We start from the raw sequence: 25,681 nt of genomic DNA, 5'->3' as shown, positions 1-25,681 counted from the left end.
CACCTAAATGCTTTAGAGTTAATTTTTTAGCCGATTGCATCAAACATGGGCTAGTGCTTGTTCTAATTTTAATTAAAAATAAAAAAACGATATGGAATCAGTACTAAAACATGGCGTCATTTTAGAAAAAACCGAAAGAACTTATGAAGAATTAGGAGTGTTGAATCCAGGAATTTATCAAGAGGGAAACATAGTGCACCTGTTTTACCGAGCGGCAAAAAAAGGTAATTTTTCTACTATTGGTTACTGTCAGCTGCAAGGTCCGTTGACTGTAATCGAACGAAACTCAGCACCTGTATTTTCTCCCGAATTTATTTATGAAATTCATGGTGTCGAAGATCCTCGAATTACCAAAATCGATGATACTTATTATCTGACCTATGTTGCGTATGATGGTATTAATGCTTCGGGGGCACTGGCAACTTCTAAAGATTTAAAAACTTTTAGAAAAAGAGGGATCATAACACCCAAATTCATCATGAATGAATTTACCAACCTTATTAGAAAGCATTTGCAAAACCCAAGTGTTGCCAAAATATTTGCTTTTAATATGGAGAGGAATTATCCGTTGACAGAGACCATCAAAGACAATTTGTTTATCTGGGATAAGAATGTAGTCTTGTTTCCAAAAAAAATCAATGGAAAATTTGTCGCTTTACACCGATTATTTCCTTCCATACAATTATTTACTTTCGAAAAAATCACTGATTTAACAGAGAATTTCTGGAAAGATTACATGAGTAATTTGCCCGAATATATTGTTATGGAACCCAAATACGAGCACGAGACAAGCCATATTGGGCCTGGTGCGCCACCTATCGAGACTCCAGACGGCTGGTTACTTATTTATCATGCTGCCGAGAGAAGAGAAAAAGGCTTGGTTTATCATGCCTGTGCTGTGTTATTAGACCTTCATAACCCCTTAAAAGTAATTGCAAGACTGGCAAAACCCCTCATAAGTCCGTCTGAATATTCTGAGAGACACGGTTATGTAAACTATGTTGTTTTCCCGACAGGAACATCCATTTTTGATGATCAACTTTACATTTATTACGGTGCAGCCGATGACAAAATTTCGGTAGCTTCTGTAAACCTCAACGCATTATTAATCGAACTAAAAAACAATCCACATGAAGAAATTGCCAAATAAATCAAAAATAGTTTTTCTTTCTACATTTCCTCCCACACAATGCGGCATCGCTACGTATACTCAGGACACGATCAAAGGCATAACCGATGTTTTTGGTAAATCTATAGCGTGTGAAATTTGCGAATTGGTAGACAAACCCAATGCGCAGAGCGATCAGGCGTATGTTTTGAATACACGAATTAAAGAAAGCTACACCCGTGTTGCCAAAGAAATCAATCAGGACAAAGCAGTTAAGCTGGTGCATATTCAGCATGAGTTTGGCTTGTTTAGCGGTAATTACGGCGACTTTTTATTATTGTTTTTGAATGAATTAAAAAAACCCGTGACTTTTACGTTTCACAGCGTTATTCCTAATCCAAATAACGAATTGAAAACGTTTGTAAAATTGTTGCTTTCGTACAGCAATTCTGTTTTTGTAATGACCAATCAGTCCAAAGACATTTTGATGAACGATTATAAGATCAGCGCCGATTGTATCACGTATGTACCACACGGAACCCATATTGTAAATTATGAAACGCCACAAAATGCCAAAGCAAAATTTGACATACAGGACAGAACCGTTTTGGCGACTTTTGGACTTTTGGGAGAAGGAAAAAACATCGAAACGGGTTTGAGAGCCTTGCCTAAAATTATCAAGAACACGCCCAATGTGCTTTATTTGATTATGGGCAAAACGCATCCCAATCTCATTATCGATGGTGTCGATTCGTATCGCACTAAATTGGAAGGAATCGTAAAAGACTTGCAACTCGAAAATAATGTTCGTTTTATCAACCGCTATTTGCATACAGACGAACTGCTGGATTACTTAAAAGCGACTGATATCTATTTATTTACTTCCAAAGACCCAAATCAGGCGGTGAGCGGTACATTTTCATACGCCATGAGTTGTGCCTGCCCTATTGTGGCTTCAAAAATACCGCATACCTTGGAAGTTTTAACATCCGATTCAGGAATTTTGGTTGATATTGGACAGGAAGATCAATTTGCAGATGCAACCATCAAATTATTGTCTGATGAAAACCTGCGCATCGAAATGGGACTTAATTCGTTTAGAAAAACCTGTACTTCTTCATGGGAAAATACCGCTATTGCACATATCAATACGTATAAAGAATTGATTGAAAACCCATCAGAAATTAAATATAACTATCCTTCAATTCAGCTGGATCATGTCAAAAAAATGACTACAGATCTGGGTATCATTCAGTTTAGCAAAATTTCTATTCCTGATCTTTCAACAGGTTACACACTCGATGACAACGCAAGAGCGCTGGTTGCTTTTTGCCTTCATTACAAACTCACAGCAGACAAATCAGACTTGCCATATATCCTTATATACATCGATTTTATCGAACGCTGTCAGAAACCAAAAGGAGATTTTATCAATTATGTGGATGAAAATAATCGTGAACATGTAGAACAAAATGCAGAAGTAAATCTTGAAGATTCTAATGCGAGAGCCATTTGGGCGTTGGGAAAAGTAGTGTCTCTAACCTCTGTTTTGCCAGATGCATTGGTCAATAAAGCGTCAAAATGTTTGTTGAATTCTTTAAAATGGGCTGAAAATATTCAGTCTCCGCGTTCAATTGGTTTTGCTACAAAAGGATTGTATTTGTATCACAACACAAATCCGAATTTGTATGTAGCGGCGATTATCAATAAGCTTAACGCTAAATTGTTATCCAATTACGAGATACACGCTACAAAAGACTGGAAATGGTTTGAAAATTATCTAACTTACGGCAACGGAATCTTACCAGAATCGATGTTATATGCCTATTTAGTGACCAACAAACCCATTTATAAAAAAGTGGCGCTGGAATCGCTTGAATTTTTATCCTCAAAAATGTATACGGAAAAGGGTTTCAAAGTAATTTCGAACAACGGCTGGTATCATAAAGACAGCGAGCCCCACGAATATGGCGAACAACCGATCGATGTCTCGTATACCATTCAGACTTTAAACTCGTTTTATACAGCTTTTAAGAACACAGAACATAAACAACAGATGAAAATCGCTTTTAACTGGTTTTTAGGCAAAAATCATCTGAACCAAATTATGTACCATCCTGTTACCGGCGGTGGATATGACGGTCTTGAGAAAGAAAACATCAATCTCAATCAAGGTGCAGAATCGACTGTATGTTATTTAACAGCACGTCTGGTAATGGAGAATTTAAAAGCTGCGGATGTTAAAGTAATTCCTTTAAAAACTAAAACAAACCTCGCAATTAATTCTTAAATACTTCCCTTTCAATAGTTACAAATCCCTTCTAAATAAGGGATTTGTAATTTTTAACACTTTTCCAAAAAAAACATAACACTCATTAAGCACTGTTACATGCGGAATGAGGTGTTTTGCTATACAATGAAAATTATATAAACTTCCAAATAAGTTGTGTAAGATATTTTCTTTAAAATGGAAGTAATTTTCTTTTCCAATAAAACAAAGATAATTTATAGGGTAAACTATTCTATTTCAAACCATTAAAACGATCTACTTTGATTCTTAATTTAAAAAATACATTCGATAATATTGGTAGCGTGACCATTTTTGCTACTAAGTTTTTTAAGGAGGTTTTTATACCGCCTTACGAAACAAAAGAATTTGTAAAGCAATGTTACGTCATCGGATATAAATCTTTGCCGTTGGTTGCCATAACAGGTTTTATTATGGGTCTGGTACTTACGCTGCAATCCCGTCCTACTTTGGTAAAATTTGGTGCAGAATCATGGTTGCCCGGAATGGTCGCCTTATCACTTATACGAGAAATTGCGCCCGTGATTACCGCACTTATTTGCGCAGGAAAAATATCCTCAGGAATTGGTGCAGAATTAGGTTCGATGAAAGTTACTGAACAAATTGATGCTATGGAAGTATCGGCCATCAATCCTTATAATTATCTGGTGGTAACACGCATTTTAGCGACAACTTTGATGGTGCCACTTTTAGTTTTCTTTGCAGATGCTGTTGGAATTTTGGGTGGTTATGTTGGGATTAACATTCATGGAGATGTTACTTTTTATCATTTTCTCGCACAAATTTTTCAGTCGTTACAATTTTTAGATGTCATTCCGGCTACGATCAAGACTTTTTTCTTTGGCTTTTTTATCGGAATGATCGGATGCTATAAAGGTTTTAATGCGGCCAACGGAACCGAAAGTGTTGGTAAAGCCGCCAATTCTGCCGTTGTTACAGCATCCCTGAGCATTTTTATTATTGATATGGTAGCAGTTCAGATAACCGATTTATTTATGTAATATGACCCAAGAACACGAAATAACAGCCCCAAAAACAAAAGCCAAAAAGGCGTCTCCTATGATAGAAATCAAGGATTTGCGCAAAACATTTGGCGCTAACAATGAAGTTTTAAAAGGTGTAAATCTAACGGTAAATAAAGGAGAAGATTTGGTCATTTTAGGACGATCCGGATCTGGAAAATCCGTTACAATAAAATGTATCGTTGGTTTGATTGAACCCGATCATGGCGAAATAAAAGTTTTTGACGAAAATGTACTTCATTTATCCAAAGAAAAACTAAACGAAATCAGAGTCCGTATTGGATTTTTGTTTCAAAGTGGCGCACTTTACGATTCGATGTCTGTTCGCGAAAATCTTTCATTTACCTTAAAAAAACACCAGCGTGACCTTCACGAAAGTGAAATAGAGAATCAGGTGATGGAAGCTCTGGAAAGTGTAGGACTTGGGGATGCGATAGACAAAATGCCCTCTGAATTATCCGGTGGGATGAAGAAACGAATTGGTTTGGCACGCACGTTAATTTTAAAACCCGAAATCATTTTGTATGATGAGCCTACAACAGGTCTGGACACCATAACATCTCGGGAAATTAGCGAATTGATACTGGATATCAAGCACAAACGCAAAACCACTTCGATCATTATTACGCACGACATGGCTTGCGCAAAACTAACTGCCGACCGGATTATGGTGTTGAAAGAAGGAGTAATACACGCAGAAGGAACCTACGAAGAACTAGAGAAAAGCGAAGACGAATGGGTACGTTCTTTTTTTGAATAAAATTATAACAAAAATTAAAAAATATGGATAAGCAATCTGGATATACTTGGAAATTAGGAATGTTTGTAACAATAGGTTTACTGCTATTTATTACAGCTATTTATTTTATTGGAAAACAACGAAACCTCTTTGGTTCGACCTTTCGGATCACATCTAACTTTAAGACGGTGAGCGGATTAGAGATCGGCAATAATGTTCGATTTTCTGGAATAAATGTCGGAACTATCGAAGAAATCACGTTAATAAATGATTCTTCTGTAGTGGTAGGAATGGTGCTAAAAGACGAAGTTCGTAAATTTATAAAAACTGATGCCCGTGCTACTATTGGTTCTGATGGACTGATGGGAGATAAAGTTTTGACGATCATTCCCGGTGTAAAATCGAAAGTGATGATAAAAAACAACGAAAAAATAGCTTCTATTGACGGAATAGAAATGAATGACATTATGAAAAGCGTCAAAAAGAGTGTTGATAACGCAGGTATCATCACCGAAGAGTTGGCGATTTTTAGTCATAGCATGAACAACGGAAATGGTGCTCTGGCACGTTTGGTTCGTGACGAAGGTATGGCCAACAGCGTTTCTAAAACATTAAATAATCTGGAATCCGGAACAAAAGGTTTTAGCGAAAATATGGAAGCTGCAAAAAGTAATTTTTTATTGAAAGGCTATTACAAGAAAAAACAGAAAAAAGCAGAAGAAAAAAAGGAAGCCGTAAAAGATAAAAAAGAAGAACAGGAAGAAGCGGCTAAAGAAAAAGCAGAAAAAGAGAAAGAAGAAGCCGCAAAGAAAGCAGAAGCTGATAAAAATAAAAAATAATCATCATTTCATGAGTTCTTCTCTTCAACATATAACGCTGAAAACACTTAAAATTACTGGAATTATTGTGGCCAGTACTTTGCTCCTGCTATTTTTGATTCCGATGCTTTTTCCCGGAACAATTGCCGCAGAAGTAAAAAAAATTGCCAATGAGCGATTGGATACAAAATTAGATTTCTCTAAATCGAGATTGTCTTTTTTTACACATTTTCCGTCTTTAACAGTTTCGCTGGATAATTTATCCATGACAGGTTCTGCTCCTTTTAGCAACGATACTTTATTAAAAGCAGAGCAAGTTGCATTTGGTATCAATTTAAAAAAATTGCTTTTTGATGATGAAGTCAAAATCTATAAATTATACGTTTCAAAGGCCTACATCAATATAATGGTCAACCAAAAAGGAGAAGCCAACTACAATATTTACGTGGCACCAAAAGATAAAAAAAATAAAGATACCACAGAAGAAGGAACAGCCATTCGATTAGAACGTATTGATTTTGAAGATTGTCATATCAAATATAACGACCGTTCAGCTAAGGTTTTGGTAGATGCAAAAGGCTTTAATTATGTTGGAAGAGGAAATCTTAGTGAAGATATTTTTGACCTGAGTACGGCCGCAAAAATAGATACTGTAGATTTTTATTACGGACGAACTGCATATCTTAGAAAAAAAGAAGTACATGCCGATCTTATTACCAGAATTAACACCCACGCCCTTTCTTTTATTCTTAGAAAAAATGAATTGCATATCAATAAATTGCCATTACGTTTCACAGGTTTATTTACCATTTTAAAAGAAGGTTATAAAATCAATATCAAAGCAGCATCAGATAATACGACTTTAAAAGATTTATTTTCGGTACTGCCTCCCGAATATTCGGGCTGGCTGGAAGACACCCAAATGTCCGGTCGTAGTGATTTGCTTTTTACTTTTAAGGGCGATTACAATGTTTCTAAAAAGCAAAAACCAGATCTCGCCTTTAATATGAAGATTAAAGATGGTTCAATAAATTATAAAAATGCAGTGGTTCCGCTGACACATCTTGAGATGAATCTGAACGCAATTATGCCTTCGCTTGATCTCGAAAAATTGATGGTGAATCTTAGAACCTTACGTTTTAAGGTAGGAAACAAAGATCATTTTTCGGCTTTTTTACAGAGCAAAGGTTTTTCAGAAATGAATGTAAATGCACGCATAAAAGGCATGCTGGACCTTGCTACCATTGATAAAAGTTTAGGTTTAAACACGATGGAGCTGAAAGGAATCCTTAAAACCGATTTGGAAGCCAATGGCCTTTTTAGTGCTTCACAAAAACTATTTCCAAAAACAAAAGGTGGCGTTAGTTTACAAAACGGATGGCTAAAAACAGATTCGTACCCTAATCCTATTACTAATATCACTTTTGTCGCAAATATTTTAAATAAAAAAGGCACCTTCAAAGATTTGATTCTGGCCGTTGCGCCTGCATCTTTTATTTTTGAGGGAAATCCAGTTTATGCCAGATTAGCACTTACAGATTTTAGTGATTTGACTTATAATGCAAAAGTAAAAGGAGAACTCAATGTAGGCAAAATATACAAAGTATTTGCTCAAAAAGGAATGGATGTGAAGGGTTGGGCCAAAGCCGATTTTTCGCTGCGTGGAAAACAGAGTTATGCTACCAACGGGCAATATGACCAACTGGATAACCGAGGAACGCTTGAACTCAAAAATATCAAAGCAACTTCTGAACTTTTTCCTAAATCATTTTATATCAAGCAAGGAAATTTTAGGTTTCAGAACGAAAAAATGTGGTGGGATAAATGTTACGCCTACTACGGCAAGTCTGATTTTGATATAGATGGGTATTTACTCAATACCATAAATTACTTTTTGGAATCAAAAGGTACTCTGAGCGGTAATTTTAACGTAAAATCAAAACTGATTGATGTGGATGAATTTATGGCTCTTAAAAAAGGTGAAAATAACGATCAAAATTTAGCGATTGAATATTCAAAAGAAGATAATCCTAAAATGAGCGGCGTTGTTCTTATTCCAAAAAACTTAAATGTAGCATTAAACACAGTTGTAGAGAAAGTAGCTTATAACGGCTTACTTTTAAAAAGTATTTCTGGAAAAACAGGTATCACAAAAGGGCAGTTTTTTATGCAGAATACTACTTTTAACATCATTGATTGTGCAGTAGCAATTGATGCGACTTATAAAGATGAATCTCCCACGATGGCCAACTTTGATTTGTATTTTAGAGCCAACGATTTTAGTGTAGAAAAGGCGTATAAAGAGATTCCGATGTTTAAAAAAATGGTGTCTGTTGCCGACAAAGCAAAAGGAATTATTACGATAGACTATAAAATAAAGGGCGATTTAAACGGAAATATGAGTCCAATTTACGGCTCTCTAAAAGGTGATGGTGTCATAAACCTAGAAGATGTGCAAATAAAAGGACTCAAATTATTTGACAAAATAAGTACAGCCACGGGACAAAAAGGCTTGGATAATCCTGATCTAAAAGGCATCGAAATAAAATCATCCATTGATAATAATCTGATTCATATTCAGCCCTTTACTTTTAGAGTTGCGACTTTCAGACCTACTATCAAAGGAACAACCAGTTTTGATGGTTTGTTGGATTTACGAATGCGACTAGGATTGCCTCCTTTCGGAATAATTGGAATTCCGATTGTGATTACTGGAACACATCAGAACCCAAAAATCAAAGTATTGAGCAAAACAGGTAAAAAAATTGATGACGCTATTTATGATGAAAAAAACAACAAGGTCATAAAAAGAGAAAAAGTAAGTGGCGCCTAAAATTTTATTGAAAACAAAAAACCAAAAATAATCCTATTGGTTATGAAGTAGTCTAACTAATTATTTCACGAGCGACTTCAAAATCATCAATTTTGGAGCATTTTTATAACGGTAATTGTTGTAGAAAGCTTCTAATTATTCCGAACCCCAAATACTTGATAATAATAAATAAGAGGCATTATATGATCAAACATGCTTAATTCAGAAAAATCCTAAGTGGAAACTCGGGATTTTTCCATTAAAATAAAATGAATAGCAATTTTAGACAATATTTATAATTCTGGTTTAGTTGACAATAATCAAACAACTGGTTTATAAAGTTTTATTAAAATAAATAACTCTTTTTTATCAAAAAAAACAGGAAAAATATAAAGACTTACTCTTCATTGAAGAAACACATGAACAATACTTATCTAAAACACAGGATACAAAATAGTTAACACTATAAAATTACAAGAAAATGAATTTACGATCTACCGAAACTTTCTGGCCACTAAAAAACGCATTGGAAAACAGTTATCCGTCATTAGAATCAGACGCTAGAGCAGATATTTTAATTATTGGCGGAGGAATAACTGGAGCTTTAATTGCCTATCAACTTATTAATGAAGGCAAAAAAATAATACTTGTTGACAAACGTGATATCTGCAACGGAAGCACGGCTGCAAGTACCGCTTTACTTCAATATGAAATTGATGTAGCCTTACATGAGCTCATAAAGATCAGAGGATTAGAGTGCGCAGTCGATAGTTATAAAAATGGTAAAAAAGCTATTTTTGATTTAAGAGAAATAATCGATACTATAAAAAGTGATTGCCATTTTGAGTTTAAAAAAAGTATCTATTTTTGTTCTTCAGAAAAAGATGTTCCTTTTCTAAAAGCAGAATTTGAAGCACGAAAAGAAAACGGATTTGTCGTGAAATGGCTCGAAAAAGCCGATTTGAAAGAATTAGGTTTAAACGCTCTTGCTGCTATAGAATCATCAACTGCGGCCGTTATGGATCCTTACAAACTGGCACAGGATTTACTGGTTTACTGTCAGCAAAACGGCATGCAGATTTATGATCGAACACGTATTTCTTCTATAGAAGATCATAAAGGAAAATTGATCGCCACCACTGAAGACAAAAAAAATATAACTGCAAATAATATTATACATTGCAGTGGCTATGAAAGTACTGAAACCCTTAAAGAAAAAGTAGTTGATTTAAAAAGTACCTACGTGATAACTTCGGAGAGTCTTATTGATTTGCCAGACGCTTTTAAGAATTCTATATTTTGGGATACAGCAGATCCTTATCTCTATTTTCGGGCTACGGCAGATAACCGAATCATTGCGGGCGGCGGGGATGAAGATTTTAAAGATCCAGTAAAACGTGACAAATTATTACCTCAAAAAGAGCAATATCTTTTGAAACAATTTAAATTAAAGTTCCCTGAAATTAATTTCAAAATCGACTATTCCTGGGCGGGAACTTTTGGCGAAACCAAAGACGGTCTTCCCTATTTTGGAAAACCTGACCCAAAACGAAACGAGCATTATATTTTAGGATTTGGAGGAAATGGCATCACTTTTAGCGTTCTTGGAATGAATTCTATCGCTGCTTCTATCAAAAATGAAAAACATCAGGATTTAGAATATTATAAATTTGGAAGATAACTAAACACAAAAGAGATTATTTTTGGCACAAAATTACAGCGAAAGCAATTTTATTTTGTGCCAAAATATTAAGCCGTAATTGCCAATGGATTAGTACTACTTTTATAATCTTTTGGACTGCAATTGAATTTTTGTTTGAAAATTTTAGAAAAGTAACTTCTGCTGGTAAAACCAATACAATAGACTATTTCTGAGATGTTTAAATCTGAAGTTCGTATCAGAATTTCTGCCTTCACAACCCTCATGTGCGTGATATAATCATTTACAGTTCTATTGTGAATCAGTTTAAAACCTTCCTGCAATTTATTAGGAGACAAACCTGATTTTTTACTCAGATTTTTAATGGTAAAAGCCTCTTCGGGACATGATTTAATAAAATCAGAAAGCTCTTTTATTTCCTCCATCTCTTTTAAAGTCAGGCAATTTGTGTCTTTTGAAAAATGATACAAATCATCAGAATGCTGTTGAATTTCCATTGCCAAGATGATTCTTAAAATACCTTCTTTCAATAAATTTCCTACTACTCCGGTTTGATTTACAGCTTCTAATTGTTCTATTTTTTCGGCGATCTGCAAATTATAAGAACCTAAATAAAAGAATTCCTTTTCATTTGCATCCTCAAAAAAAGTTTCTTTGATTTTTTGGTGCAGGAAACTCTTTTGATGTTGTTTAGAAACATCAATCCCTAAAGTGATTAGGTTGAATTTTGTTGATCGATTTTCATCAAAATACAAAACATTGTTTTTATTCTTTTTTGATGAAATAATAGCCGTTTGATAGTTTTTTAATTTCCTTCCCGTTCCAGAGACCCCAAAACTATGCAACAAATTTCCTTTAGAACAATATGCAAAATAAACAGATGATGCATCTCTATTCAAAATATTTACAGTGATTTTATCATAGAAAAGCATGTCAAATTGCAGATATGTAATAGTATCATTAAAGGATGCACCAATAATTGATCCTTTTGCAAAATCATTATCAATTTGTAAACAATACTCATCTAAATCAATTTGCAATTCTCCTCCAAAATTTAATTTAAGCTCTTCAAAAATATCGTCAATTTTCTCCGATTGTATGGTAACTATTTTCATTTTTCGAGGTATTTAAGATTCTATGATTTACTTTTATAGTTTTATGAGAACAATCTAAAGCGTAAATAAATTCTTTAAAAATCTATATTTCAAAGTTCGCATATCAAAGGATTGAATATGTTATATAATTTTTACAAATTGTTTTATAATTACCTATATATGAATATTTTACACCCAACTATCATCCAATAAAAATGAATATAATATGAAAAGTTTCTCTTTTCCTCCAATCGCTCCAGATGATGCTACTGTCTTGATTTTAGGAACAATGCCCGGTACAAAATCATTAGAAATGAATCAGTATTACGGTCATAATCAGAATAATTTCTGGAAATTTATGTTTGCCATTCTGCAAGAAGATTTTTCGAATGATTATGCGACCCGAAAAGCACTTTTGCTAAAGAATAAAATTGCGCTTTGGGACGTTTTACAATTTTGCGATCGGATTGGAAGTTTGGACAGCGCAATAAAAAATGAAATTGCAAACGATTTTGAATTATTTTTACATCATCATCATACAATAGAAACCATTGTTTTTAACGGTCAAAAAGCAGCCACATTTTTTAAAAAATATGTCGTTTTAAAGAAAAACTATCAGCTTATTACCTTGCCTTCTACCAGTCCTGCAAATGCCAGTAAATCATTTCAAAACAAATTACAGGAGTGGGAAATTATTGGTACACTCAAAAATTAAAGCTGAATTAGTGTATATTTACGTGACATAGCAAAAATAACAACTTATGAAACCTCAAAACCTAAAAAACCATATTCGTTTCTATACAGCCCATCATTTTGTCTATTATCCTGTTTTGATTGGCTTTTTGGTCAGTAGCATTTATTTTGCTTTTAAAACAGAAGATCATTTAATATGGACTTTTATAAGTGTCGTTTTTGTGTTTTTATTTTGTCTTGCTTTTATGTTGCGCCAGCATTACGGGCTTATTTTACAGGACAGAATCGTAAAATTAGAGCTCAGATACCGTTATTTTACACTATCCGGAAAAAGATTTGAAGAAATTGAATATCAATTTACAGACGAACAATTGTTTGCTTTTCGTTTTGCACCAGACAATGAGTTTTTACCACTTATCGATTTAGCGCTTCAAAACCATCTTTCGGGAAATGATATCAAAAAAGCAATCGTAAACTGGAAAGGTGATTACGAACGGGTTTAAATTGCTATTTAAAAAACTGAACAAATCACTATATCCAATTAAAGCTTAAAATAAATATTCTACAATATTCGAAAATTATTTGAATTGTGAAATAACAATCAAAACGATCGCAATTAAGGCTAAAAAAAGGCCGATAAAATTAATCTTAGATATTTTTTCTTTGAAAAAAAGCAGGCCAACAAGACTTCCTAAAATAATTACACCCATGTTCATTCCCGCAAAAACAGTAGAGGGATTGTCAGAGAAAGATTTGTGTGCTTTAAGGTAAAATAAAATATTTCCAAAATTAAAAATCCCTACCAAAGCTCCAAAAAGGATGTTTTGTAAATTTATTTTCGACTTTTTTGCTATCACGTCATATACGACAACAATGAGCGAAACTACTAGAGCGATACTAAAAACTACAAATAAAGAAGTCGTATATGGCAAAGTCGTGTAAAGTGCAATTTGCTTAAAAAGAATATCAATAACGCCAAAACCCAATAGTACCAAAGCCGGGTATATCCATTTATTACTGTCGTTTGCAGATTGCTTTTTTAAAATGAATAAAAGAGCCGTAAAACCTACTAAAAGCCCTAAAATTTTATAGCTATTAAAGTCTTCTTTAAAAATAAACCACGCCGCAAGTATCGGAATAAAGAGTGATAATCGCTGAGCGGCATCAGTTTTTACGATTCCCATATATGCAATAGAGGCGATCAAAAACAGAAAAACTACAGGCAATAAAATGCCGACCCCAATATAAATACTCCAAGGCGCATTGACTGTTAATTCCTGCACATTAGGACTAAAGGTAAAAAAGCAAAGCAACAATGCCGTGACATAATTGATGACTACTATTTGAATAGAATTGACCGAAAAATTTCGGCTAATTTTAAAAATAACGCCTACAATTACACTACAAAGAATGCTTAAAACAAGAAATAACATACGATTTGATTTTAATTACAAAAATAACATTTCTCTGTTTCAATCTTTTCAAAAAAAAATTTAATCGCTCTTCAACCAACCCGTAATACTCATTCGGGTATTTTGAGTTACCAAAACTTCATGTAATAATTCGTTACTTTTAAAGAAAATTGTTTTTCCCTGAGTAGGCGCAATCTTCTGATTACAAAGCTCTTGATAAATCAATAATTCACCTCCATCTGCCTCTTGCCAATCACTATTTAAATAACTGATCATCGAATATTTTCGACTGGAATTATTTTTAAACTGATCTAAATGTTTCAGATAAAAATCGCCTGTCTGATACAAGGAATAATGAAACTCATAACCTGTAATTCCGGCATAACAGCTTTCATTTAAATATAGTACAAAAGCATCAATTATCTCGAAAAATTCATTTTCAAAAATATTATTGTGCTTTTTATCCAACCAATAAATAGCGTCACTTCTCACCTTTTCATTATAAGAAAATTTCTCAGAGTTGCCTATTCCTGCTTCTTTCAGCAAACTATTTTTGTTTAAATTGAGTAAGTTTTGCTTTAGGTTGTTTAACAATTCTTCACTCAAAAAATGCTCCGAAATACCTATTTTATTTTCGATATAACTCGCAATCAAATCTTCAAAACTCTCTTTCATTTTCTTTTGGGAAAGACTGGAAATACAGCCAACAGAGCAAGGTAGACTAATTAAAAATGAAACCGTTCTCTTTTTGATTAAATAAAAAAAGCCTAACAGATTTAAATCTATTAGGCTTGTATCATGCAGGAGAATTTTAATTATAATTTACTAATATAACTTCCGTACATATCTTTAAACTCATGACCTTTTGCAAAACGGTCTTTGCTTAATTTTTTATATTCGACCAATCCCCATAAAATAAATTCTTTAAAGAAATAGTGATCTTTTTTATCTAATTGTGGCTGATATTTTTTTAGTAAAACATCCAAAGGTGACACTTCATTCAGAATGCTTTGATAATCAGCATCTGAACAATCATCTAAAAGTTCGAAACCACTTTCTGCAAAAAACCATTCGATTACATCAGAATAAGGTGTTTTTTCTCCTTGTTTTTCGAGTTTTTCTATTTTTGGCAAAAGTGTTGGAAATAATGTTCGAATGGCAGAACCAATTAAATGTTGCGCCACAGAAGCTGCTCCCTCCTGCTCTCCTTCATAAACCAATTCTACTTTTCCTGTAATGGCTGGAATGATTCCGATAAAATCAGACAAGCGTAAAATTGTTTTATCAGCTCCTAATTTTAAAGCACGACGCTCGGCAGTACTGATTAAGTTTTCAAAAGCCGTAATACTCATTCTGGCACTTACACCGCTTTTATTATCGATGTATTCGCTGTCACGAGCCTCAAAACTGATTTGTTCTAGAATATCTCTGGCTAAACTTGGTACATACACAATATCGCTTTGTGTTGCGTCTAACTTTGCTTCTTGTTCGGTAATAGTTCTGGCGATTTCTACAGTTTCTGGATAATGTGTTAAAATTTGAGAACCAATTCTATCTTTTAAAGGTGTTACAATACTGCCTCTATTCGTGTAATCTTCGGGATTGGCTGTAAAAACAAATTGCATATCCAATAGCATTCGTAATTTAAATCCTCTAATCTGAATGTCGCCTTCCTGCAAAATATTAAAAAGCGCTACCTGAATTCTGGCCTGTAAATCCGGCAACTCATTGATTACAAAAATACAGCGATTGGCTCTCGGAATCATTCCGAAATGGATCACGCGGTCATCTGCGTACGATAATTTTAAATTGGCTGCTTTTATCGGATCGACATCACCGATCAAATCGGCTACGGTAACATCCGGCGTTGCTAATTTCTCAAAAAAACGTTCGCTTCTGTGTAACCATGAAATTGGTGTTTCGTCTCCTTTTTCAGCAATTAAATCTTTTGCAAAACGCGAAATTGGGTTTAACGGATCATCGTTGATTTCTGAGCCCGCCACAAATGGAATGTACTCATCGAGCAATTCGATCATTTTTCGAGCCAATCTCGTTTTGGCCTGACCACGAAGCCCTAATAAATTGATGTTATGGCGTGATAAAATGGCACGCTCTAATTCTGGAATTACAGTGTTTTCAAAACCGTGAACGCCCTCAAAAACAGGTTTTCCAGTCTTGATTTTTTCACGAAGATTATTTCGCAATTCGTCTTTAATACTTTGACTTTTATATCCTGCGGCTTTTAACTGACCTAATGTGTTAATATTTTCTATTTTCATTTTTATTGAAATATCTATTGTTTATATTTTATATGAGCATTGCGACTTCGCTCAACGTGACAGTTGAAATCTTTGAACCTTTGTTACTATGCACCTTTGAACCTTCAATTAGCGCACCCTTTTCTTCCTATTGGTTTCATAATCTTCAAAAATCATTTCGCCCAAACCTTTAATTCCGGTGTAAAACGCTTTTCCCTGATTGGCTTCGGTAAAATGATTGACAAAACGCTGCAAATAAGGATCATTGGCAATCATGAAAGTCGTAATCGGGATATGTAATTTTCGGGCCTGTTGCGCCTGTGTGTAACATTTATCTACAATATATTCGTCAAGGCCGTTGCTGTTCATATAATAAGAACCATCACGTTCTCGCACGCAACTCGGTTTTCCATCGGTAATCATAAAAATTTGCTTGTTGGTATTTCTTTTTCTACGCAAAATATCCATTGCCAATTGCAAGCCTGCAACGGTATTGGTATGATAAGGCCCAACTTGTAAATACGGCAAATCTTTAATTGGGATTGTCCAGGCATCATTACCAAAAACCAAAATATCAAGGGTGTCTTTTGGGTAACGTGTGGTAATCAATTCTGCCAAAGCCATCGCTACTTTTTTGGCTGGCGTGATTCGGTCTTCGCCATACAAAATCATACTGTGGCTGATGTCGATCATCAAAACAGTACTCATTTGCGCCTTAAATTGTGTTTCTTCGACCACCAAATCATTTTCTGTGAGCATAAAACTTTCTACTCCATTATTGATTTGGGCATTTCGCAGACTTTCTGTGAGTGAAATTCTTTCTAAACCATCACCAAAATTGAATTCTCGAAATTCACCCGTGTGCTCATCACCGTTTCCAGCATGTTTGGTTTTGTGATTACCACTTCCGGCACGCTTTAAATTACCAAAAATCTGGTCTAAAGCTTGCTGGCGAATGGCGCGTTCTGTTTTAGCTGTTATGCCAAAACCAGAAGTCCCATCTTCCTTGGCCTGGTCTTTTATGTACCCTTTCTTTTTTAAATCTTCGATAAAATCATCGATGGTGTAATTTTCGTCTGTTAGTTTATATTCTTTATCCAACTCCCGAAGCCAGTCTATTGCTTCATCAAAATCACCCGAAGTATGGGTGATCAGCTCTTTGAAAATGCCAAAAAGCTTTTCAAACGGAGATTGAAAAGGAGCTTCGTATGTTTTAAAATAAAAACCTTTTTTAAATTCGTTTTTCATACTTCTAAAATTACACTTTTTTAAAACTATGCTAAAAGAAACGTTTATTAATTTTTAGTTAAAAAAACATTCAAAAACAGGTCAAAATTAGTCCTAAAACTACTAATTATTCAAACTTTCCGTCGAAGTAAAACCAAGCACCATTTTCAAATTTAAAAGTAGAGAACTCGTAATGTGTTTGAGGCAGCTGTTTTTCATTCAGAAAATAAGCCTTAAATTCGACAGTATGTTCTGTATGATTGAGAATTTCTAATTTTTACCATGTATTAGCGGTGGCCCATTTTAGGATTTCTGTTTTCGAATAATATTTACGCTCCGAAATAGAAGTTGTTGCTAAAAGATAATCGGCATTATGAGTGGCATAAGCCGAATATCGCGAACGCATCAAAGTCAATGCTGTCGGTGCTTTTTGATTCTTTTGAAGATACAATTCGCAGCAGTTTTCAAACAATAAACCAGTATCACAAAAACATTTTTTATTCTCCATCAACCTGTTCTTCACCGTTAATTTTTACATGCAACTGATTTAATAATACTTGATAGCGACTAATTTCTCTCAAATCATCATCTTCCTCCGCATGATCCAGTAAATCATCCAAAGTATCGCTTACTTCAAGCAATTTATTGTTTGCTTCTCTATTGTTTTTTGCAGCAATTAGATCAATGATTTCTTGCACGCTTACTTTTAAATCTTCGAATTTACTCATGTCTTTTTTTGTTATTTTTTTTAAAAAGTTTCAGGTTTTCTTTAGTTTCAAGTTCTAGCAAAGGAACTTGAAACTTGAAACTTTTTTATTCTTCTTTTTTGTCTTCGTTAAACTTCTTAATAATTTCTTTCAGCTTTTCTTTACGCGCAATCTCAGCCTGTTTTACTTTATTCTGGGCTTTGTGCAATTTGTCGTTGTGCTTTTTTATATTTCTTTCGTTGTTGCGTCCCATTGTGTTTCTCTTTTAATTTCGTCTAATGTTTTCTCGGTGTAAATTAACTTATGGATGATTGTTCCTCTCAATTCATCGATATCTTCGTAATCAAAATGTTTTGCCCACGAAGTCAGTTGTTGTAAATTCCTGATTTGCTTGATTCGTTTTGTGGTTTCAAAACTTGTCCTTAAAATTGCTTTTTTATCGTACTCAGGATTGTTTTTATGTTGATAATTGACAGTGTTTTTTTTGTAATCGGCCTGGATGTAATACAACTTTTCGTCGGCATTGTCCGGATAAAACTCGCTCCAAGCGGCAAAACCTATTTTTGTTTTTGATTCGGTTTCAGGTTCTAGGGCCACCAATCTCCATTTGCTGTTGGCTAGTCTTCCCCAGTGATTGGATACACGATACATTCCGGCTTCGGTGTAATAATAGGTACTTCCGGCTTTGCTCTGAAACTGAATTTTTAATCCTTCTATCGCTTCCGGCAAGACTTCCTTAAAAACACAAAATGTATTTTTGAAAGAATTAGGATGTGGTTTAAAGTTTTTTTGCATGTGCAAATATACTCAGATTGTCTGGAACTCCCTAAAACAAAGATAAATTGATTAACTTTGCAGCATCAATTTTAAAATACTGAATCATGACTAAAAGTTCACAAGAAAAAATGTTGCAAAAAGGAATTTATACCGGCATCATGGAAAAAGATGAAAACAACAATTATTTTTGTGGTGAATATCTTTTAGATTATAAAATGGCGCATTCTAATCATAACATAGGTGATTTGATTACAATAAAATCTATAATCGAAAATCCAAGCGACATGAGCTACGATAAATACCCGAAAAAATCGAAGAACTTTGCTAAAGCAAATCTTAAGCCTGAGCAGGAATAGTTTTAAAAAGTTTTATTTGTTTGAAGTTTCAGGTTTCAAGTTTTACAACCTGAAACTAAATTCTCTTATCACCTTGAATCCCTAGCCCCGATGGGAAGGAAAATCCTTTTGTGCCGTTGTTCGGCACAAAAGATTGGAAGGAACAGCGGGAAACAGCTCCTTAAAAAATAGCACTCTTAAAAAAATTTCAGAATACATAAAGAGCATTTTTGAAAATACATTTTACCAATTTTTGGAATATTTTTTCGATCAAAAGTAAAAAGTTAAAAAAAAGTGTACCTTTGCAAAAAATTTGTCTTTTTGAATCCTTAATATCAATTTCAAACTAATAGACAAGTAGTTACCTTATTTATGAAAAAAATAGTTGAATACCGCAAGTTACTAAACGTAGACAAAACTGCCGAATTAAAAGATTTAAAAACCATTTATCGCAATGCAATGAAAGAGTCACATCCTGACAAATTTCAAGGTGATGATGCTGGTTTGAAAGCTGCAGAAGAAAAAAGTAAAGCAATTATTGAGGCTTATCACTTTTTGGTAAGCATTAATCCTGAGACAATTAAAGCTAATTTACCTGAATATACAGAAACGATTTCGACTTGTTCAATTACAGATTATAAATTTGTTGACGGTCGTTTGATTATCGATTTTTCTAACGGAAGTGTTTACGAATACATCAGTGTTCCTAAAGCGACTTACGTAAAAATGGTCAATGCTGACTCTCCGGGAAGATTTGCAAAAAGACACATTTTGAATTCTTTTACGTGGAGAAAGAAAACAAATCAAGAATAGATTCTCTCTATTATACTTTGAAAAAGCGATACTTTGGTGTCGCTTTTTTTATGAAAAAACTTTAAATTATCCTTAAAACTAGCAAGGTTCTGTTCTATTTTTAAACAACTTCTGATTTCGATTCTTACCTTTGCAAAAAAATTATTTATGTCGAATATATATTTAGGGTATCATTTTACGATTGAGCCAAAAGAATTAGGGTCTGAAATTTTAATAGCCGAATTGGGAGAAAAAGCCTTTGAGAGTTTTACCGAAACAGAAAACGGAATTTCGGCTTTTGTGAAGAAAGATTTATGGGATGAAAATATTCTGGACGACATTTATATTTTACAATCGGAAGAATTTAAGATTGAATATACTTTTGAAGAAATTGACCAGGTTAACTGGAACGAAGAATGGGAGAAAAATTTTGAACCTATAGATGTAGATGGAAACTGCCATGTTCGCGCTCCTTTTCATCCTAAAACAGACGCCGAATTTGATATTGTTATCGAACCAAAAATGAGTTTTGGAACGGGACATCACGAGACTACTCACATGATGATTCAGCATTTACTGGAAACAGATGTAAAAGGCATGAAAACCTTAGACATGGGTTGCGGAACAGCCATTTTGGCCATTTTGGCCGAGATGAAAGGCGCTCAGCCAATAGATGCAATCGATATTGACAACTGGTGTTATCTCAATTCTATAGAAAATGCCGAACGCAATAACTGCAAACATATTACCGTTTACGAAGGAGACGCAGCTTTATTATCAGGTAAAAAATACGATTTGATTATTGCCAACATCAACCGCAATATTTTGCTAAACGATATGCAAAGTTATGTAGATTGCCTGAACCCAAAAGGAACTTTACTTTTAAGTGGTTTTTACGAAGAAGACATTCCGTTTATCGATGCTTCCTGCACAGAAAAAGGGCTTACTTATGTTAAAAAGCACCAAAGGAACAACTGGGTTTCATTAAAATACGTAAATTAGTTCAAATAATTCCAACAGTACAAAAACCTAAAAAACATGAGTACTAAAGAAAAAGTAAGAGAAAAAGTTCGGGAAAAAGAAGCGACTGGTTTCAATAACGAAATCATTGTTTATAATGATGATGTAAATACTTTTGATCACGTAATTGAGACTTTAATGCGCGTATGCCAACATACTCCCGAACAAGCAGAGCAATGCTCGCTGATCGTGCATTATAACGGAAAATGTACCGTAAAAACGGGTCCGATGGACAAATTAAAACCACAATGCACACAACTTTTAGAAGCAGGACTAAGCGCTGAGATTGTTTAGATTGCGAATTATTTATAAAAACATTCTATTTTTTTCTATATTTGAATAAAATAGAATGTTTTTTTATGGAAGAGTATGGAAAAATATTAATTATTGCCTCACCTATTTTTTTAATTTTAATTATTATTGAAAAAATATACGGCATTTACAAAAAGGAAGATACAGTACCTTTGATAGACAGTGTATCCAGCGTTAGCTCAGGGATGACCAACTCTGTAAAGGATGTTCTGGGGCTGAGCCTGACGTTTATTTCGTATGAATGGCTGGTTTCGAAAATAGCTTTTCAACATTTAGAAGCCAACGCACTCTCCTACTTCATCGCCTTTTTTGTCATTGATTTTTATGGCTATTGGAGCCATCGTTGGGCGCACCAAATTAATTTTCTCTGGAACAAACATGCCATTCATCACAGTAGCGAAGAATTTAATTTAGCTTGTGCTTTGCGTCAACCCATTGCCAGTCTGGCTAATTTATTTACTTTTTTATTGATTCCGGCTGCTCTTTTAGGTGTTCCGGCAAAGGTAATTACTATCACTTTGCCATTGCATTTATTTCTGCAATTTTGGTATCACACTAAACACATAAAAAAAATGGGTTTTATCGAAAATATTTTGGTAACACCGTCGCATCATCGTGTACACCATGCTATTAATCCCGAATATTTAGACAAAAATCATTCGCAAATTTTTATTTTTTGGGACAAACTTTTCGGCACTTTTCAGGCTGAATTAGACGATGTACCTCCTGTTTTTGGCATTACAAGACCCGCTAATACTTGGAACCCGATACGAATTAATTTTCAGCATTTGAGTTTATTGATTGCAGATGCATGGCGTGCCGAAAACTGGAAAGACAAATTGACTATTTGGTTCCAACCAACAGGCTGGAGACCTGATAATTTTGAAGAAAAATATCCTGTGAAGAAAATAGAAAATGTATTTAATTTTGAAAAATACGGCACGCAAAATTCGCAAAAACTAATTTTTTGGTCGGTTACGCAAGTTTTAATCACTCTTTTGTTTGTTACTTATCTGTTTGATAATGTAGCTAAAATTGGTCTGCCTAATATTTTTATTTATGGATTTTTTATTCTGATTACCATTTACAGCTACTCTGAATTGATGGACAAAAACAAAAATGCGATTTTCTGGGAAGGCTTTCGTCTCGCGATTGCCATCGGAATTATATCTTTTTATGGCGATTGGTTTGGGCTAAATCATGTATTATCGTTTAGTACTTATATCATATTGGTTTATTTGATAGTATCTTTTTTGGCGACACTTTATTTTGTTCAGATAGATTTTAAAACTGAGCCCAGATCTTTTATCCATTCTTAAAAATTTTTATGAAAAATACACTATTCCTAAAAATTTATATATTTTTTGGGCTTTTTTACCTTTTTATTTTACTCTCAGGAAACGAAAGTCTTGATTTGTTTTTAAAACCATTTTTGATTCCATTATTAGGAGTTGGTGTTTATTTGAATGAAAAATTTCCATCCAAAAAAATTCTTTTGACGGCATTGCTGTTCTCCTGGATGGGTGATATAGTTTTGATTTTTGCTGATAAAGACGAAATCTATTTTATAGTAGGTTTGGTCTTTTTTTTAATTTCGCATTTGGTTTATTGTCTGCTTTTTAGCAAGCAAATCAAGACTAGAGCAACAAAGAACAAAATTACTTTTGGAGCTGGAATACTGCTTATTATCCTCTATTTGGCTGGAATGTTAGCTGTTTTAATACCCCATTTAGGACCATTAAAAATTCCAGTCACCGTCTATGCCAGCGTAATTTCTGTCATGCTTTTATTTGCTTTTAATGGATTTTTGGTTTGGAAAAAGCCCGGAAACCAATTTATTTTTGTTGGTGCTATTGTGTTTGTAATGTCGGATAGTATTTTGGCTATTAACAAATTTTATGCACCAATTGAAAGAAGTTCTTTTTTTATTATGCTTACCTATCTTGTGGCACAATATCTGATTGTAGTGGGTATTCTGAATTTGAATTCAACATTCAAAAAAATACAGGAAAAATAAGAATGAAGCAAATTGAAGTGATTTTTTTACTTTTTAATCCTTTAGTCTTTGGCAAAAAACTTTTTACATTTGTATCAATATCTCAAACTATGAAAAAAACAGCTTTTTTTATCGCCATACTTATTTTAACAGCTTCTTGTGTAAGTACGAGATCGACTTTGAAAAATGTAGATGACAACGCACCCGATCTGATTTTGAAGAAAGACAATACTTTTGCCATTACTTTGTTTAGCAAAGACAAAAAGTATGGTTATGACCCTGACTATCCCGTTAATATTTTTTATCAAAATACCAGAGACGAAGCCCTTAACGAAAATCGGTTTCTGAATGCTTTGGCGGGCCCTAATGGAGAAAAAATCACCTATACACGATTAGAAACCTGCTGTCCTTTCCCTAGCAAAAGAAGCGACATGGGTGCCGGATTTCTTAATGTGTACGAACTTAAATGGGAAGGACAAAAAAAACCGGTAACACTTTATCTTAATGTTTACGAAAAAGGTATTTTGATGGTTCCGATGGGATTGAGATTGAAGCAATAAATGTATCGCATTTGATTGTAAACCCAGCAAACTGATTAAAACATAACCGAAAAATATAATTTTAGAAAGAATGCAACAATCAAAAAATCATACTAAAATTGAAGCTTTAAGTTTTAATTTACAGCATTATTTAGACAGAATTAAGTTTTTTGGACCAATAGAATTAAATTTTGAAGGCATCAAAAAGCTCATGCAATGTCAGCTATTTAGTGTTCCTTTTGAAAATATTGATGTTCAGGCAGGAAAAATTATCTCGCTGTCGGGTGATGATATTGTAGACCAAATTGTTCATAAAAATCGAGGTGGATATTGCTATCAGATTAATGGTTTGTTTTCTCTCGCATTGCAGGAAATTGGTGTTCCGCATTACTATGTTGCAGCACGCCCTCTGGTGAATCCCGGGCAAAATCCTAAAACACATTTGGCGATCATTGCAACGATCGAAAATGAAGCGTATTTGATTGATTTGGGCTTTGGCGGTAACAGTATCAGAGAACCTTTGAAACTCAGCCAAACCGATCGTGAGATTCAGCATGATTTTGATACTTTTACTTTGGTTACAACCGAAGAGGGTGACTTTTTACTCCGTGTTTTAATTGGAAAAGAATGGTCTAATTTGTATTCCTTTGATTTGACGCCACAAAAATGGATTGACTTTAAACCTGCCAATCATTATAATTACTCGCATCCTGACTCGTTTTTTGTACAAAACTTAATTGTTGTTTTGCAAAATCCGTTGGGCAAAAAAATGCTTTTTAAAAACGCAATCAAATCGGTTACTAATGGAACAAGCGAAATTGTATCTATTGAAAAGGATCAATTACCGACTATTCTGGAAACCGAATTTAACATTACAATCGACAAATAATGTTGAATTCTTCTTGCTGCGAACTGCACTAATTTACGCTAATTTTTAAATTGATTACGATTAAGGCATTCCTGAAATTTCTTGAAAACGTATAGCAATAGCCCTGATAGCAGTGAATATCCTTTTTTGAGAAAGCCTATTTTTTCTGGTTTTGGCAGAGCGACCAACGGAAGCTCCTGCAAAGACCAATAAAAAAAGGATTTGGAAAAAAAGATAGGAACGAATAGCAGGAATAGCTTCTTAAAAAAAACTTAAATCAAGAACCGTAAATAGTAAATCATAACTACCTTTGCACTGTCAAAAAAACATATTATGAACATACAACATATTCCACAAATTAAGCATACTGAAAGCGGTAATTTCTTTTTATTGGCGGGTCCTTGCGCTATAGAAGGTGAAGAAATGGCGCTGAGAATTGCCGAAAAATTAGTTGGTATTACCGACAAACTTCAGATTCCTTATGTCTTTAAGGGATCATTTAAAAAAGCCAATCGTTCTAGAATTGATAGTTTTTCCGGAATTGGTGATGAAAAAGCGTTGAAAATTTTAAGAAAAGTTTCGGAAACATTTCACGTTCCAACCGTGACCGATATTCATACCAATGAAGATGCGGATATGGCAGCACAATACGTAGATGTTTTGCAAATTCCTGCTTTTCTGGTGCGTCAAACCGATCTTGTTGTGGCAGCTGCCAACACAGGAAAAGTGGTCAACCTGAAAAAAGGGCAATTTATGAGTCCGGAAAGCATGAAACATGCGGTACAAAAAGTACTGGACTGCCACAACGAAAATGTGATGGTTACAGATCGTGGTACTATGTTTGGTTATCAGGATATGATTGTAGATTACAGAGGTATCCCGACGATGCAGCAATATGCTACGACGGTTTTGGATGTAACGCATTCTTTGCAACAGCCTAACCAAACTGCGGGTGTTACGGGCGGAAGACCTGACATGATTGAAACTGTTGCCAAAGCGGGAATTGCTGTTGGTGTTGATGGTATTTTTATAGAAACCCATTTTGATCCTGCTAATGCAAAAAGTGATGGTGCTAACATGCTTCATTTGGACTATTTTGAAGGTTTGATGACCAAATTGGTAGCGATTAGAAAAACAATCAATACATTTTAATTTTTAATATTATTTTCAATTGAAAGCAAAAA

General features: G+C 34.2%; 26 protein-coding genes and 1 pseudogene. 18 read left to right on the top strand and 9 right to left on the bottom strand.

What is annotated here, in order from left to right:
- Positions 1-91 precede the first annotated feature (91 nt).
- The 7 genes from J3495_RS11300 (at position 92) to J3495_RS11270 (ending at position 10,488) form a co-directional block, all read left to right on the top strand.
- Positions 92-1,150 carry a glycoside hydrolase family 130 protein gene (locus J3495_RS11300; RefSeq protein ID WP_210666662.1) on the top strand — a complete coding sequence of 353 codons (1,059 nt, stop codon included), beginning with the start codon at positions 92-94 and terminating at the stop codon, positions 1,148-1,150.
- The gene (locus J3495_RS11295) at positions 1,131-3,398 is read left to right on the top strand and encodes a glycosyltransferase (protein ID WP_210666661.1); all 2,268 of its coding nucleotides are present in this window, start codon (positions 1,131-1,133) and stop codon (positions 3,396-3,398) included. Before J3495_RS11300 ends, J3495_RS11295 begins: the two co-directional genes overlap by 20 nt.
- A 260-nt stretch (positions 3,399-3,658) precedes the next feature.
- On the top strand, positions 3,659-4,417 hold the full coding sequence (locus J3495_RS11290; RefSeq protein ID WP_210666660.1) for an MlaE family ABC transporter permease: 759 nt from the start codon (positions 3,659-3,661) through the stop codon (positions 4,415-4,417).
- 1 nt (position 4,418) lies between these two features.
- The gene (locus J3495_RS11285) at positions 4,419-5,198 is read left to right on the top strand and encodes an ABC transporter ATP-binding protein (RefSeq protein WP_210666659.1); all 780 of its coding nucleotides are present in this window, start codon (positions 4,419-4,421) and stop codon (positions 5,196-5,198) included.
- Between the two features lie 23 nt (positions 5,199-5,221).
- Positions 5,222-6,016 (top strand): MlaD family protein, encoded by a 795-nt coding sequence (locus J3495_RS11280; protein WP_210666658.1) that lies wholly within the window; start codon positions 5,222-5,224, stop codon positions 6,014-6,016.
- A 10-nt stretch (positions 6,017-6,026) separates the two neighbouring features.
- Positions 6,027-8,828, top strand: a complete 2,802-nt coding sequence (locus J3495_RS11275) for an AsmA family protein (RefSeq protein WP_210666657.1) — start codon at positions 6,027-6,029, stop codon at positions 8,826-8,828.
- 460 nt (positions 8,829-9,288) lie between these two features.
- Positions 9,289-10,488 (top strand): NAD(P)/FAD-dependent oxidoreductase, encoded by a 1,200-nt coding sequence (locus tag J3495_RS11270; RefSeq protein ID WP_210666656.1) that lies wholly within the window; start codon positions 9,289-9,291, stop codon positions 10,486-10,488.
- 68 nt (positions 10,489-10,556) lie between these two features.
- On the opposite strand, the gene J3495_RS11265 is transcribed toward J3495_RS11270, so the two are convergent.
- Positions 10,557-11,582, bottom strand: a complete 1,026-nt coding sequence (locus tag J3495_RS11265; protein WP_210666655.1) for a helix-turn-helix domain-containing protein — start codon at positions 11,580-11,582, stop codon at positions 10,557-10,559.
- A gap of 205 nt (positions 11,583-11,787) precedes the next feature.
- Here J3495_RS11265 and J3495_RS11260 point away from each other — a divergent pair, with 205 nt between their 5' ends.
- Together J3495_RS11260 and J3495_RS11255 are read left to right on the top strand one after the other, a co-directional pair.
- Positions 11,788-12,276 carry a DNA-deoxyinosine glycosylase gene (locus J3495_RS11260; protein ID WP_210666654.1) on the top strand — a complete coding sequence of 163 codons (489 nt, stop codon included), beginning with the start codon at positions 11,788-11,790 and terminating at the stop codon, positions 12,274-12,276.
- 46 nt (positions 12,277-12,322) lie between these two features.
- The gene (locus J3495_RS11255) at positions 12,323-12,757 is read left to right on the top strand and encodes a DUF6526 family protein (protein ID WP_210666653.1); all 435 of its coding nucleotides are present in this window, start codon (positions 12,323-12,325) and stop codon (positions 12,755-12,757) included.
- Positions 12,758-12,832: 75 nt separating this feature from the next.
- On the opposite strand, the gene J3495_RS11250 is transcribed toward J3495_RS11255, so the two are convergent.
- The 8 genes and pseudogenes from J3495_RS11250 to J3495_RS11215 form a co-directional block, all read right to left on the bottom strand.
- Complete coding sequence (locus tag J3495_RS11250) at positions 12,833-13,687, bottom strand: DMT family transporter (protein WP_210666652.1); 855 nt, start codon at positions 13,685-13,687, stop codon at positions 12,833-12,835.
- 60 nt (positions 13,688-13,747) lie between these two features.
- A complete protein-coding gene (locus J3495_RS11245; protein WP_210666651.1) occupies positions 13,748-14,341 on the bottom strand; it encodes a 2OG-Fe(II) oxygenase in 594 nt (197 codons plus the stop codon).
- A gap of 140 nt (positions 14,342-14,481) precedes the next feature.
- Entirely contained in the window at positions 14,482-15,945 is a 1,464-nt protein-coding gene (locus tag J3495_RS11240; protein WP_210666650.1) for a magnesium chelatase, read from the bottom strand.
- Positions 15,946-16,053: 108 nt separating this feature from the next.
- Positions 16,054-17,172 carry a vWA domain-containing protein gene (locus tag J3495_RS11235; RefSeq protein ID WP_210666649.1) on the bottom strand — a complete coding sequence of 373 codons (1,119 nt, stop codon included), beginning with the start codon at positions 17,170-17,172 and terminating at the stop codon, positions 16,054-16,056.
- Between the two features lie 106 nt (positions 17,173-17,278).
- Positions 17,279-17,659: pseudogene (locus J3495_RS11230) on the bottom strand (YchJ family protein).
- Positions 17,649-17,879, bottom strand: a complete 231-nt coding sequence (locus J3495_RS11225) for a hypothetical protein (protein ID WP_210666648.1) — start codon at positions 17,877-17,879, stop codon at positions 17,649-17,651. The pseudogene J3495_RS11230 and the gene J3495_RS11225 overlap by 11 nt, the downstream one beginning before the upstream one ends.
- Before the next feature lie 85 nt (positions 17,880-17,964).
- A complete protein-coding gene (locus J3495_RS11220) occupies positions 17,965-18,111 on the bottom strand; it encodes a hypothetical protein (protein ID WP_089075917.1) in 147 nt (48 codons plus the stop codon).
- Entirely contained in the window at positions 18,084-18,653 is a 570-nt protein-coding gene (locus tag J3495_RS11215; protein WP_210666647.1) for a hypothetical protein, read from the bottom strand. The genes J3495_RS11220 and J3495_RS11215 overlap by 28 nt, the downstream gene beginning before the upstream one ends.
- A gap of 86 nt (positions 18,654-18,739) precedes the next feature.
- Here J3495_RS11215 and J3495_RS11210 point away from each other — a divergent pair, with 86 nt between their 5' ends.
- From J3495_RS11210 to kdsA, 9 genes are all read left to right on the top strand, one after another.
- Positions 18,740-18,991, top strand: coding sequence for a hypothetical protein (locus J3495_RS11210; RefSeq protein WP_210666646.1), 252 nt, complete (start codon positions 18,740-18,742; stop codon positions 18,989-18,991).
- Between the two features lie 351 nt (positions 18,992-19,342).
- Positions 19,343-19,783 (top strand): KTSC domain-containing protein, encoded by a 441-nt coding sequence (locus tag J3495_RS11205; protein ID WP_115845979.1) that lies wholly within the window; start codon positions 19,343-19,345, stop codon positions 19,781-19,783.
- A 147-nt stretch (positions 19,784-19,930) separates the two neighbouring features.
- A complete protein-coding gene (gene prmA / locus J3495_RS11200; RefSeq protein ID WP_210666645.1) occupies positions 19,931-20,764 on the top strand; it encodes a 50S ribosomal protein L11 methyltransferase in 834 nt (277 codons plus the stop codon).
- A 36-nt stretch (positions 20,765-20,800) separates the two neighbouring features.
- Entirely contained in the window at positions 20,801-21,076 is a 276-nt protein-coding gene (locus J3495_RS11195) for an ATP-dependent Clp protease adaptor ClpS (RefSeq protein ID WP_210666644.1), read from the top strand.
- A gap of 65 nt (positions 21,077-21,141) precedes the next feature.
- On the top strand, positions 21,142-22,413 hold the full coding sequence (locus tag J3495_RS11190; protein ID WP_210666643.1) for a sterol desaturase family protein: 1,272 nt from the start codon (positions 21,142-21,144) through the stop codon (positions 22,411-22,413).
- Between the two features lie 8 nt (positions 22,414-22,421).
- Entirely contained in the window at positions 22,422-23,111 is a 690-nt protein-coding gene (locus J3495_RS11185; protein WP_210666642.1) for a lysoplasmalogenase, read from the top strand.
- Between the two features lie 89 nt (positions 23,112-23,200).
- Entirely contained in the window at positions 23,201-23,650 is a 450-nt protein-coding gene (locus J3495_RS11180; protein WP_210666641.1) for a 2-dehydro-3-deoxyphosphooctonate aldolase, read from the top strand.
- A 70-nt stretch (positions 23,651-23,720) separates the two neighbouring features.
- Positions 23,721-24,518, top strand: a complete 798-nt coding sequence (locus tag J3495_RS11175) for an arylamine N-acetyltransferase family protein (RefSeq protein ID WP_210666640.1) — start codon at positions 23,721-23,723, stop codon at positions 24,516-24,518.
- A gap of 312 nt (positions 24,519-24,830) precedes the next feature.
- The gene (gene kdsA / locus J3495_RS11170) at positions 24,831-25,649 is read left to right on the top strand and encodes a 3-deoxy-8-phosphooctulonate synthase (protein WP_210666639.1); all 819 of its coding nucleotides are present in this window, start codon (positions 24,831-24,833) and stop codon (positions 25,647-25,649) included.
- Positions 25,650-25,681: the final 32 nt, after the last annotated feature.

The organism is Flavobacterium geliluteum, from assembly GCF_017948595.1.
GTDB classification, from domain to species: Bacteria; Bacteroidota; Bacteroidia; order Flavobacteriales; family Flavobacteriaceae; genus Flavobacterium; species Flavobacterium flavipigmentatum.
This window is presented reverse-complemented; position numbering and strand designations above follow the sequence as displayed.